Origin of the sequence: Deinococcus ficus (genome assembly GCF_003444775.1) — a bacterium.
Taxonomy (GTDB): Bacteria; Deinococcota; Deinococci; order Deinococcales; family Deinococcaceae; genus Deinococcus; species Deinococcus ficus.
Genome location: NZ_CP021081.1, coordinates 2,663,954 through 2,675,272, shown reverse-complemented (window position 1 = coordinate 2,675,272; position 11,319 = coordinate 2,663,954). Strand labels below are relative to the sequence as shown.

General features: G+C 70.9%; 11 protein-coding genes. 6 read left to right on the top strand and 5 right to left on the bottom strand.

From position 1 onward, the window contains the following. Positions 1–98: 98 nt before the first annotated feature. The gene (locus DFI_RS13100) at positions 99–1,289 is read right to left on the bottom strand and encodes a trans-sulfuration enzyme family protein (RefSeq protein ID WP_027464112.1); all 1,191 of its coding nucleotides are present in this window, start codon (positions 1,287–1,289) and stop codon (positions 99–101) included. Positions 1,290–1,536: 247 nt separating this feature from the next. Here DFI_RS13100 and DFI_RS13095 point away from each other — a divergent pair, with 247 nt between their 5' ends. From DFI_RS13095 to DFI_RS13075, 5 genes are all read left to right on the top strand, one after another. Further along, the gene (locus DFI_RS13095; RefSeq protein ID WP_027464113.1) at positions 1,537–1,743 is read left to right on the top strand and encodes an FmdB family zinc ribbon protein; all 207 of its coding nucleotides are present in this window, start codon (positions 1,537–1,539) and stop codon (positions 1,741–1,743) included. Continuing rightward, positions 1,740–2,882, top strand: a complete 1,143-nt coding sequence (locus DFI_RS13090) for a S1C family serine protease (RefSeq protein ID WP_022800868.1) — start codon at positions 1,740–1,742, stop codon at positions 2,880–2,882. Before DFI_RS13095 ends, DFI_RS13090 begins: the two co-directional genes overlap by 4 nt. A gap of 91 nt (positions 2,883–2,973) precedes the next feature. Beyond that, a complete protein-coding gene (locus tag DFI_RS13085; protein WP_022800869.1) occupies positions 2,974–3,585 on the top strand; it encodes a deoxynucleoside kinase in 612 nt (203 codons plus the stop codon). 51 nt (positions 3,586–3,636) lie between these two features. Continuing rightward, positions 3,637–4,260: a deoxynucleoside kinase gene (locus DFI_RS13080; RefSeq protein ID WP_027464115.1), complete on the top strand. Its 624-nt coding sequence runs from the start codon at positions 3,637–3,639 to the stop codon at positions 4,258–4,260. Between the two features lie 54 nt (positions 4,261–4,314). Continuing rightward, positions 4,315–5,796 (top strand): UDP-N-acetylmuramoyl-L-alanyl-D-glutamate--2,6-diaminopimelate ligase, encoded by a 1,482-nt coding sequence (locus tag DFI_RS13075; RefSeq protein WP_027464116.1) that lies wholly within the window; start codon positions 4,315–4,317, stop codon positions 5,794–5,796. Here DFI_RS13075 and DFI_RS13070 read toward each other — a convergent pair. Next, complete coding sequence (locus tag DFI_RS13070; protein ID WP_244940277.1) at positions 5,793–6,446, bottom strand: hypothetical protein; 654 nt, start codon at positions 6,444–6,446, stop codon at positions 5,793–5,795. The two genes, DFI_RS13075 and DFI_RS13070, sit on opposite strands and share 4 nt — an antisense overlap. A 336-nt stretch (positions 6,447–6,782) precedes the next feature. Here DFI_RS13070 and DFI_RS13065 point away from each other — a divergent pair, with 336 nt between their 5' ends. Next, on the top strand, positions 6,783–8,186 hold the full coding sequence (locus DFI_RS13065; RefSeq protein WP_027464118.1) for an RtcB family protein: 1,404 nt from the start codon (positions 6,783–6,785) through the stop codon (positions 8,184–8,186). Between the two features lie 58 nt (positions 8,187–8,244). Here the strand turns inward: DFI_RS13065 and DFI_RS13060 are convergent, their stop codons facing one another. The 3 genes from DFI_RS13060 to DFI_RS13050 form a co-directional block, all read right to left on the bottom strand. Then, a complete protein-coding gene (locus DFI_RS13060; protein ID WP_027464119.1) occupies positions 8,245–8,733 on the bottom strand; it encodes a hypothetical protein in 489 nt (162 codons plus the stop codon). A gap of 55 nt (positions 8,734–8,788) precedes the next feature. Next, positions 8,789–9,823 carry an MBL fold metallo-hydrolase gene (locus DFI_RS13055; protein ID WP_027464120.1) on the bottom strand — a complete coding sequence of 345 codons (1,035 nt, stop codon included), beginning with the start codon at positions 9,821–9,823 and terminating at the stop codon, positions 8,789–8,791. A gap of 110 nt (positions 9,824–9,933) precedes the next feature. Then, positions 9,934–11,262, bottom strand: coding sequence for a hypothetical protein (locus DFI_RS13050; RefSeq protein ID WP_027464121.1), 1,329 nt, complete (start codon positions 11,260–11,262; stop codon positions 9,934–9,936). Positions 11,263–11,319 lie beyond the last annotated feature (57 nt).

Sequence of the window (11,319 nt, the reverse complement as noted above, 5' to 3'; positions counted from 1 at the left end):
GCAGCTTCCATGCTCAGGTGAGTGACTGCCTCATCAGGTGAACCCGGCGTGAAGAGGCCCGGAGAACCGCGGTCCTCCGGGCCAGGTCAGGGGGCCGCTCAGGCGCGCGCGGCGTCCAGGGCCTGCCTCACGTCCGCGATCAGGTCCTCGGCGTCCTCCACGCCCACCGACAGGCGCACCAGGCCCGGGGTGATGCCCTGGCGGGCCAGCGTTTCCTCGCCGAGCAGCTGGTGGGTGGTGCTGGCGGGGTGGCTGGACAGGCTCTCCACGTCGCCCAGGCTGACCGCCTGCGTGAACAGCGTCAGGGCGTTCAGGAACGCGAAGGCCGCCTCGCGGCTGCCCAGGTCCAGGCTGACCAGCCCACCGAACTTCCCGTTCATCTGCCGGGCGGCCACGTCGTGCCCGGCGTGCCCGGGCAGACCCGGGTAGTAGATGGCCTGTACGGCCGGGTGGTCCTGCACCGCCAGCGCCAGGGCGTGGGCGCCTTTGCAGTGGGCGTCCATGCGCAGCGGCAGGGTTTTCATGCCGCGGATCAGCAGGTACGCCTCGAAGGGCCCCAGCACCGCGCCGCCGTGCCGCAGGCCGTGCAGGCGCAGCGGCGCGCTGTGCTCCTCGCTGCACGCGACCACGCCGGCGACCACGTCCCCGTGCCCGCTGAGGTATTTGGTGGCGGAGTGCATCACGAGGTCCGCGCCCAGGTCCAGCGGGCGGGTCAGGTACGGCGTGCTGAAGGTGTTGTCCACGACCACCAGCGCGCCTGCCGCGTGCGCGATCCCGGCGGCGGCCTGCAGGTCCACGATCCGCAGGGTGGGGTTGGTGGGCGTTTCCAGCCACACCAGCCGCGTTTTTTCGTTCACCACGCGCCGCAGTTCGTCGAGGTCGGCGGCCTCCACGGTGGTCACGCCGAAGCCGCTCATGACTTCCCGCAGCAGGCCCTCGGTGCCGCCGTACAGCGGCCCGACGAACGCCACCTCGTCCCCGGCCTTCAGGAAGCTCAGGCAGATGGCGCTGGCCGCGCCCATGCCGCTCCCGAACGCCACGGCCGCGCCCGCGCCTTCCAGCGCCGCGACCTTCTGCTCGAAGGCGTGCACGGTGGGGTTGCTCAGGCGGGAGTAGAAGTACCCGGACTCTTCCAGGCCGAACAGCCGGGCGCCGCGCTCGGCGTTGAAGTACCCGAAGGTGGACGTGGCGTAGATGGGGACGGCGTGCGCGCCGGTCTGGGGGTCCAGGGCGTGGCCGGCGTGCACGGCACGGGTACCGAACCCGGCGTCGGAAAGGTCGTGAGCCATGCCGCCAATCTACTGTCTAGACCAACCCCAAAGCGGCCCGATATGCTGGACGCACCGGGTGTGGGGCGGGCACGCCGGCACCCACCGCACATAGACCTTCCCCACCTTCCTCACGAAACGCCTGCGATACCATGACCCGCAAGAAAGCCGCGCTCCTGGCCCACTCCACCGGCCCGGCCCCGCGGCCACGACCACGCCCCCGGCACGACCCACCCGGGTCACCGCCCGGGGCCCTGGAGTTCTCCCTATGCCCAAGTACCTGTACAAGAACCTGATCACCGGCGAAATCTACGAACTCACCCAGAGCATGCGCGACGACCCTCACACCCACCACCCGGAAACCGGCGTGGCCATCAAGAAGATCCTCGCCCGGCCCGGCATCGCCTTCAAGGGCAGCGGCTTCTACGTCACCGACAGCCGCCCCAAGGACACCGGCAGCAAGGGCAGCGAGTGACCTCCGCCGGCCCCCAGGGCAGCGCCCGCACCGGCCGCGGCGGGCCGCTCCGCCGCGCCCTCGGGGCCGCGCTGCTGGTCACGGCCGCCGTGGGCGGCGCGTACGTCACCGGCCGCGTCACCGCCGCCAGCCCCCTCGTCACCAACGACGAGGTGAACACCGTGGAAGTCACCCGCACCGCCATGCAGGCGGTCGTGCGCGTGGACGCCCGGCTGCGCAAGGAAGTGCTGCAGCAGGGGGACGACCCGGTCGAGACCGGTACGGGCTTTTTCTACAAGAAGAACCTGATCGTCACGAACTACCACGTCGTCCGCGACCAGGAATCCCTGAGCGTAACCCTCTACGACGGCCGGCGCGTGAACGCCAAACTCGAGGGCGTGGACCCCGGCATCGACATCGCCATCCTGCGCGTCACCGGCGTCAGCGCCCCCCGCACCCTGACCTTCGGGCAGAGCGCCCGCCTGATTCCCGGGCAGAAACTCATCACCATCGGCACGCCGCTGAAATTCCAGAACTTCATCGCGTCCGGCGTGTACAGCGCCGCGACCAGCGGCCGCGACGTGCCCCGCGACGACGGCCTCGGGCAGGAGATCAGCAGCTACTTCCTCACCACCGCCAGCATCCAGCAGGGCAACAGCGGCGGACCCCTCCTCGACTCCCGCGGGCTGGTCGTGGGCGTCGCCGACGCGAACGCCGCCCCGAACGGCTTCGTGCCCGGCGTGATCGGCATCGCCATTCCCGGCGACCTCGTCAAGCAGAGCCTGGACGACCTGGAGAAGATCGGCGTGCCGCAGCGCGGCAGCCTGGGCGCCACCCTGGTGGACCTGGACAGCCTGGACCCCGCCCTGCGCAGCCTCGCCGGCCTGACCAGCAGCAGCGGCGCCCTGGTGGACGAGGTGCCCGCCGGCAGCGCCGCCGCCCGCGCCGGCCTGCGCGGCAGCCTGCGCAACAGCCGCGGGCAGTTCCAGGCGCTCGGGGACGTGATCGTCGCCGTGGACGGCCAGGGCGTGCGCAACTCCTTCGACGTGATCCGCCTCGTGGCCGCCAAACGCCCCGGGCAGACCGTCACCCTGAAACTCTGGCGGAACAAGAAGGCTGTGACCGTGAAGGTCACCCTGCTCAAGCGCACCCTGCAGTAAGGCCCTGCCCCCGGCCCGGGAACCCCCCCAGCGGGCGTCCCGGGTCTCCCCATCCGCCGGCAGCGGGGGGAGGGTACACTCGGGGGCAGTCATGTATGTGGTCGTGGAAGGTCCTATCGGTGTCGGCAAAACGAGTCTCGCTGGGCGCCTCGCCGACCGCTACAGCGCGGAACTGAACCTGGAAATCGTCGAGGAAAACCCCTTTCTGGCCCACTTCTACGAGAACCCGGACGCGTACGCCTTCCAGGTGCAGGTGTTCTTCCTGCTCTCCCGTTTCAAGCAGCTCTCGGCGCTGGCGCAGCCGGGGCTGTTTACCGGGAACGTCGTCAGCGACTACCTGTTCGACAAGGACTTCATCTTCGCGGCCATGAACCTCAAGGACGCCGAGTTCAGCCTGTACCAGGACCTGTACGCGCACCTCTCCCCGCGGCTGCCCACCCCGGACCTCGTGGTGTACCTGCGCACCGACACCGACGAACTGCTGCGCCGCGTCGCCAAACGCGGCCGGCCCTTCGAGCACGACATGAAGGCCGACTACCTCGCCGACCTGACCGCCCGCTACGACGAGTATTTCCGCACCTACCCCGGGCCGCTCCTGACCATCGAGGCCGGGCAGTACGACTTCGTGGCCAGCCCGGAAGACGAGAGCGCCATCCTGGAACAGGTCCGCGCCGCCCTGCACGCCACCCAGGCCGCCGACTGACCCCGCCCCCCTCCCGGCCCGGCCGGCCGCGCAGCACAAGCAGGTAATCCCATGTACCTCGCCATTTCCGGCAACATCGGCAGCGGCAAAAGCACCCTGACCCGCATGCTCAGCGAACGCTACGGACTGCGGCCCGTGTACGAGCCGTACGCCGACAACCCCTACCTGGAAGACTTCTACGCCGACATGCGCCGCTACAGCTTCCACAGCCAGATCTACTTCCTGTCCCGGCGGCTGGAGCAGCACCTGCACACCGTCACCGGCGCCCGCTACGTCATTCAGGACCGCACCGTGTTCGAGGACGCCAACATCTTCGCGCGCAACCTCTACCAGCAGGGCAACATGGAACGGCGCGACTGGGACACCTACTGGGGCCTGTACCAGGGCGTGCTGCCGGCCCTGCGCGTTCCGGACCTCCTCATTCACATCGATGCGTCGCTGCCCACCCTGAAGCACCGCATCGCCCTGCGCGGCCGCGCGTACGAACAGGACATCCCCGAGGCGTACCTGGGCGGCCTGAACCGCCTGTACGACCAGTGGGTCAGCAGTTACGACGACAGCCCCGTCATCCGCGTGAACGGCGACCTGCTGGACTTCGTGGCCGATCCGCAGGCCTTCCGCTGGGTGTGTGACCGCGTGCAGGCCCACGGCTTCGGCCTGCCCCTGCTGCGCTGAGGCCGGGCGGGCCCCCTCACGCCGGCCGGACCCAGGCGGGATACGCTGCTGCCCATGCAGTTGCCCGACCTGGCCGCCGCCCTGAATGCCGCCCCCCCACCCTCCGCCGCGGAGGTGACCGGCGTGACCCACAACGCCGCCTGGGTGCAGCCCGGGGACGCGTTCGTGGCGATCCGCGGCGCGAAAGTCGACGGGCACCGCTTCATTCCTCAGGCGCAGGCGGCGGGCGCGGTGGCCGTGATCGGCGAGGGCCTCCCGGCCGGCGAGACCTGCGCGCTGCCGTACCTGACGGTCCCGGACGCCCGCGCGGCCCTGGCGGACGCCGCCGCCGCCCTGCACGGCCACCCCAGCCGCGCCCTGAAGGTGGTGGGCGTGACCGGCACGGACGGCAAGACCACCACCAGCTGGATCACCCGGCACCTGCTGCGCGCCGCCGGGCTGCCCACCGGTCTGCTGTCCACCGTGGGCTACGAACTGCCGGACGGCGAGTTGCGGCACTTTCCGGCGCACTTCACCACCCCGGAAGCGCCGCAGGTGCAGGACACGCTGCGGGAACTGGTGCGGGCGGGCGGGCAGGCGGTGGTGCTGGAAGCCAGCAGTCACGCCCTGGCGCTGCACCGCGTCCGGGCGGTGGAGTGGGACGTGGCGGTGTGGACGCACCTGACCAGCGAGCACCTGGACTTCCACGGCACCGTGGAGAACTACTTCGCGGACAAGAAGAAACTGGTGGAGCGCGCGCCCTTCGCGGTGCTGAACGCCGACGACCCCTGGACCGGGCAGCTGCGTGGCGTGGCGCCCCGCGAGGCCACCTACAGCATCGAGGGCCGCGCTGCCGACTGGCAGGCCGGGGACATCGAGGAACGCAGCACCGGCCTGCACTTCCACGTCCGCTCACCGCTGGGGGAGTTTGACGCGGCCCTGCCGATGATCGGGCGTTTCAACGTGGCGAACGCGCTGGCCGCCATGGCCGCCGCCGCTGAGCTGGGCGCCACGCCGGAGCAGCTCGCCGCGGGCCTGGCGTCTTTCCGGGGCGTGCCGGGACGCATGGAACTGGTCCCCGAGGAGGCGCCGCACAGCGGCGTTCGGGTGATCGTGGACTTCGCGCACACGCCTCCCAGCCTGGAAAAGGCGCTGGGCACCCTGCGGGCCACCACGGCCGGGCAGCTGTGGGTGGTGCTGGGCTCGGCCGGCGGGCCGCGCGACCCGGGCAAACGCGCCCCGCTGGGCGAGGTCGCCACCCGCCTCGCGGACCACGCGGTGTTCACCGAGGAGGACCACCGCGACACGCCGCTGGAGGACATCCTGCGGGAGATGGAGCGCGGGGCGCGGGAGGCGGGCCGCTCGAACTTCGTGAGTCTGCCGGACCGCCGCGACGCGCTGCGGCACGCCATCCACTCCGCGCGGCCGGGCGACACGGTCCTGCTGGCCGGGAAGGGCGGCGAGGACACCCTGGAACGCACGCACGAGACGATTGCCTGGATCGAGGCGGAGGAAGCCCGCGCGGCGCTGCACGCCCGCCGGAACGAACGGGCCTAGCGGCCGTCGAACAGCGTGCCGAACACCGTGCGGGCGTTGCTGGTGAAGGTCTCCTGCACCCAGTACGGCAGGCCGGGCGTGGCGTTCGTGACCTGGAAATCCCCGCTGTGGCTGACCGTCATGACCGGGTTCCAGCCCTGGCGCAGCGTCAGGCTGTAGCGGGTGTTCAGGCCGGTGCAGCGGCCCTGAATGCGGGCGGCGCGGTCACTGTAGACCCACTGGGTGCGGCGGGTGGGGTCAGTGGCGCTGTCCGCCTGCGTCATGGTCGCCACCACGTTCCGCCGCGCCTGATATACCAGGAGCGTTTCGGCGGTGTACGTGCGCGGCTCGCTGGGTGTGGCCTTCACGCCCGCGCACAGGTTCATGGGGCTCAGGCGCGGCGCGAAATCGTTCGGGATGGACAGGCTGAACAGCCCGCCCGTCAGCGGGCTGGTGCCCACGATGCGGCCGTCCGAGAAGCTCGCCAGGAGCACCAGGAGGTCGCTGCCCCCCAGCGCCTGCGTGACCGTGCCCGGGTTCCCCAGGCGCCCGTCGATACTCACGGCGCCCGCAGGGCCGCCCAGCAGCGCGGCGGCGGTGAGCAGGGCGGCCCGCCGGCCCGCCCGGCAGGGGCGCGGCGCGGGGGCGGCAGGCAGGTCGGCGGCGTTCATTCGTCTCATCTCGCCGTGAACCGTACGGGCGGTGTTTCAGCAGCGTGTCAATGCCGGTCCTCCCGGTGCTGTCGGGGCGCCGCCCCGGCCCCCATACCTGGACGCCCGGGCCGGACGGCCAGTGCACTTACCTCCGGCCCGTCCAGATGGCCGATTCCCGCCCGCTGAGTCCTGCGTGAAACTTCCCCCCGTAGTCACCCGGAGGTGCACATGCGAGATTCCAGTTCAGACGACCACACCGACGCCCCCGGCCGGCCCCTGGCCCGGTGAGCGCCCCGGCGGGCCCGTGGACCCGCCCCGGGCCGGGCTCCCCCTCCACACCTTCCCTGGACCCCCATGAACGGAAAACACATCAGCAAACTCGGCTTCGAGAAAAAAGCCATCAAACTCGCCCTGGAAGCCGCCCACACCCGCGAGGACGCCGGCGTGAGCAGCGCCGAGATCCTCCAGGAACTCCAGGCGGTGCAGGCCGACCCGGCCGCCTACCTGCGCGGCGGCGTGTACGCCGACCTGGCCGCCGAACTCTCCACGCAGCAGGGCGTGAAACGCGCCCAGCAGGCCGCCGACCTGCGCCCCTCGGCCCTGCCGTACCGCGTGTGGGGCGAGGACCTGATCGACCCGGGCGCGCACGCGCAGATGGACGTCGCCATGCGCCTGCCCGTCTCCCGCGCCGGGGCCCTCATGCCCGACGCGCACGTCGGGTACGGCCTGCCCATCGGCGGGGTGCTCGCCACCGAGAACGCCGTGATTCCCTACGGCGTGGGCGTGGACATCGGGTGCAGTATGATGCTCTCGGTGCTGCCCGTACACCCCGACGAACTGGGAACCGACGAGGCCAGGGCCCTGCTGATGAAGCACACCCGCTTCGGCGCGGGCGTCGCCTTCGAGAAACGCGACCGGCTGGATCACGCCGTCCTGCACGAGGACACCTGGAAGGAGCAGCCTCTCCTCAAACACCTGCACCCCAAGGCCACCGAGCAGATCGGCACGTCCGGCAGCGGGAACCACTTCGTGGAGTTCGGCACCCTGACCCTGCACCAGCCGGACCTGGACCTGGAGGCCGGCACGTACCTGGCCGTGCTGTCGCACAGCGGCTCACGCGGCTTCGGCGCGCAGGTGGCCGGGCACTTCACGGCCCTGGCGCAGAAACGCTGGCCGACCCTGGACCGCGCCGCGCAGAAGCTCGCGTGGCTGCCCCTGGACTCCCACGAGGGCCAGGCGTACTGGCAGGCCATGAACCTCGCCGGGCGTTACGCCCTGGCGAACCACGACCTGATCCACCGCCGCCTCGCCCGCGCGCTGAACGTCACGCCCGGCGCGCAGGTCAGCAACAGCCACAACCTCGCCTGGAAACAGCGCGTGAACGGCGAGGAACTCATCGTGCACCGCAAGGGCGCCACGCCTGCCGAGGCCGGCCGCCTGGGCCTGATCCCCGGCAGCATGGCCGACCCCGGGTACGTGGTCCGCGGCCGCGGGAACGCCCAGGCGCTCGACAGCGCCAGCCACGGCGCCGGCCGGCAGCTCGGCCGCAAGGCCGCCGCGAACACCCTGGCGAAAAAAGACGTGCAGGCCTACCTGAAGGACAAGGGCATCACCCTGATCGGCGGCGGCATCGACGAGGCCCCGCAGGCGTACAAGCGCATTCAGGACGTCATGGCCCGGCAGGACGACCTGATCGACATCGTCGCCGAGTTCCGCCCGCGCGTGGTCCGCATGGACACCGGCAGCGAGGACGTGTAACCCGCCTCCCTTCCCCGCTGCGCCCCCGCGTCCCGCCCGGACCGCGGGGGCAGACCCTTCAGCGGCGGTGCAGACGGGCGCGTTCCAGATGGAAGGCGCAGGTGACCAGCACCAGGGCCAGCGGCAGGGGCACGTCGCCCAGCTCCAGCCGGAAGTCCACGCCCCGCGTGAACGACCCGCAGCGACCGCGGACCTCGCCGGCGTAATGCCGGAACTGCAGGTCGTCCCCGTCCGTGAACGACCCGTACCGGCCCTCGCCGCCCTGCTCGCCGTACGTCAGGCGGGTGTCCACCCCATCCGTGAAGCCGCCCACGCGCACGTCCAACTGCGTCGCGGTGAGGCGCACCCGCACGTCCTGCCCGGCGGTGAAGGACCCCAGGCGGCCCTCCAACTGCCCATGCCCGATGGCGAGGGTCAGGTCCTGCCCGCTGGTGTACCCGCCGATCCGGGCGCTCAGCCGCTCCCCGTCCCAGGTGGCGCGCAGGTCCAGGCCGTCGGTCACGCCCCCGAACCGGCCCTCCAGCTGACGTGTGGTGATGGCACTCATGCCCGCAGCGTACGGCCGGCCGTCTTTCCGCAGGCTGACAGGGCCGCGCGCCCGGTCACACCCGCTGGAAGGTCGCCTCGCCGCCCGCCCCGGGCATTTCCCGCAGCGCGCCGCGGCGCACGAGTTCCTCGCACAGCGCGGCCGTCTGGTCCAGCAGCAGCAGCGCCTGCCGGGGATTGACCCGCGCGACCCGGTGCGTCAGGTCGTACACGCTGCTCGGCTCGTCCGCCGCGGCCAGGACGTTCTCCAGCTTGGTCTCATAGCGGGCGCGCAGTTCCGCGATCCGCGCCCGCCAGGCCGGCATCGGCTCATCATGCCCGCCCAGCGCGACCCGCACGCCGCTCAGGCCCTCGATCACGTTCAGGGACTTCAGGTACGTGTGCAGACCCCCGCCGCGGTGCAGCCACGCCGGCAGCAGCGGCGGCGAGTTGCGCGGCAGCAGGTGATCGGCGCTGAGCAGCACGTCGTCAAACTGCAGGCACACCTGACTGCCCGCGTGCCCCGGCGTGTGCCACACCTGTAACAGACCGTCCAGCAGGTCCCCGTGCCGCAGCGTGGTCCGCACCGGCACGCCGGACGGCAGCATCAGGTTGTTCGCGCGGTTCTCCAGCCGCGCCGCGTACTCGCTGCCCTCCGGCACGCCCAGCCACGCCGCGTACGCCCGCAGCGGACCGCGCGTCTCCTCCCGGAAGGCGTGCGGGTCCTCCAGGATGGGCACCCCCCACTCGTGCGCAGCGACCGGCGCGCGTGACAGCGACCTCACATGCGGCAGCCCACCCGCGTGATCCGGGTGCGCGTGCGTCACCACGATCCGGTCCAGCGTCTCCCACCCGCACTGCTCCCCGTACTGCGCCCGCAGCAGGTGCAGGGCGTTCAGGCTGGCGGTGCTCACCGGCTGCGGACTGCCGCAGTCGATCAACGCGCAGTAATCCGGCCGCTCCGCCGGCCCCGTGAGCAGCACGAACACGTTCACGCGCAGCCCCACGAACGCCTGCACGTTCAGCGTGTACACCCGGTGCCCGCCCCCCGTGACCAGCCGCGACAGCCGCGGAGGCGAGGACCGGCCGGGGGTGGGCGTGGCGCTGGACATCACCGCATGCTAGGCCACCCCGGACGCCCGGCCCCGTTCCTCACGGCGTAGCAGCGCCCAACAGAAGCGCCGCCCCGGTGCATCTGGGGCGGCGCTGTGGGGGCCGGGCGTTACTTGATGCTGTAGCGCTGCTGGCAGTCCAGGATAAAGCCGGTGTACGCGGGCTCCGCGGTGATGCGCGTGGCGGTCCGCTTGTTCCCGTTGAAGGTGTGCGTGATCAGGCACTCGTACCGGCCGGAATTGTTGTTGAAGTACATCCGGTAATGCCAGGCGGAGGCCTTGGCGAGCAGGTTCACGTCTGCCTGCACGGACGCCAGAGTGCCGCCCAGCGTGTAGTTGGGCGTGAAGTTGTTGGGCACGCCCACCAGCTTGTACACCTTCAGGCGGTCACCTTTCAGGGTGGCGGCGGTGGCCTTGGCCCAGGCGGCGCGGATGGCGTCGCGCTGGTTGGCCTTGGCGCTCACGGCCAGCGGCATCTTCTTGCGGGCGGCGTCCGTAAGTGCGTAGGCGGCGCGCACAGCCGCCTCGAAGGTCATGGTCTTGCCGGCCACCTGGATCGGGCGGTTGTTGATGCCCAGGCCCAGGTAATCGTCCTGCTTGAACACCAGGATGGACAGCCCGGAGCTCACCGCCTGGTAGTTGTCCCAGGCGTCCTGATAGTCACCGTTCTTGAAGTCGGCCTCGGCCGCCGCGTAGTTCTTCAGCATGCCCTCGTAGATCTCGGTGAAGCGCATGACGATCTCGTCCGCGCGCCCCTGATTCGCGGCGTTGGCCTGCTGCCGCTTGTTCGCGGCGACCTTGGCAAAGACCTCAACGGTCTCCTGCGCCATGGCGCGGGTTTCGTTCAGGATCCATTCCCCGGTGCCGAGCTTGCGGGAGCCGACGTCGATGCGGGCCTTGCGGTACTCGGGGGAGCCGTCCAGCAGCAGCTGGAACTGCGCGAGCCGGACGATGAACGACTCGGCGGCGCCACCGCTGTAGATGCTGTCGTCGATCTCGGCGATCTTGTCCTCGTTGCTGCCGTCCTGGTCGCCGTATTCGGTCATCAGGCCGCTGACGCTGATGTCCGCCATGATCCGCTGCGCCGCCTCGCCTTTCGGGAGCCGGGCCAGGGCCGCACGCGAGGTGTCCTCGCAGGTCTTCTGGAACTCGGCCAGGGTGCCGTAGAACTCCCCGATGTCCACCCGTTTCGGGCTGTAGTCAGGGTGCGCGGCCAGGAAGGCCTTCACGTACGTGGCGCAGATCAGGCCCTTGGCGGCGCTGCGGGCGGGGTCGGTAGTGCCGGCCATATTGTCGGTGATCAGGCGCAGGCTTTCCAGGCTCTGGGCGGGCGACTGCATCTTCACGGCGGCTCGGGCGTAGTCGGAGTAGAGGGCGTCCTGCTGCGCCTGGGCGGCGCTGAACAGGGTGAGGAGCGTGACAGGCAGCAGTGTTTTCATCGGGGTACAGCCTCCGGACGAGACGATACAGGCCGTCAAACGTGACGGCTGCCTCAT

Bases quoted from the DNA above. Each gene is read 5' to 3' on its own strand.
- DFI_RS13085 (WP_022800869.1), top strand. From the start codon at position 2,974: ATGTATGTGGTCGTGGAAGGTCCTATCGGTGTCGGCAAAACGAGTCTC.
- DFI_RS13065 (WP_027464118.1), top strand. From the start codon at position 6,783: ATGAACGGAAAACACATCAGCAAACTCGGCTTCGAGAAAAAAGCCATC.
- DFI_RS13060 (WP_027464119.1), bottom strand. From the start codon at position 8,733: ATGAGTGCCATCACCACACGTCAGCTGGAGGGCCGGTTCGGGGGCGTG.
- DFI_RS13100 (WP_027464112.1), bottom strand. From the start codon at position 1,289: ATGGCTCACGACCTTTCCGACGCCGGGTTCGGTACCCGTGCCGTGCAC.
- DFI_RS13050 (WP_027464121.1), bottom strand. From the start codon at position 11,262: ATGAAAACACTGCTGCCTGTCACGCTCCTCACCCTGTTCAGCGCCGCC.
- DFI_RS13070 (WP_244940277.1), bottom strand. From the start codon at position 6,446: ATGAACGCCGCCGACCTGCCTGCCGCCCCCGCGCCGCGCCCCTGCCGG.
- DFI_RS13055 (WP_027464120.1), bottom strand. From the start codon at position 9,823: ATGTCCAGCGCCACGCCCACCCCCGGCCGGTCCTCGCCTCCGCGGCTG.
- DFI_RS13075 (WP_027464116.1), top strand. From the start codon at position 4,315: ATGCAGTTGCCCGACCTGGCCGCCGCCCTGAATGCCGCCCCCCCACCC.
- DFI_RS13080 (WP_027464115.1), top strand. From the start codon at position 3,637: ATGTACCTCGCCATTTCCGGCAACATCGGCAGCGGCAAAAGCACCCTG.
- DFI_RS13095 (WP_027464113.1), top strand. From the start codon at position 1,537: ATGCCCAAGTACCTGTACAAGAACCTGATCACCGGCGAAATCTACGAA.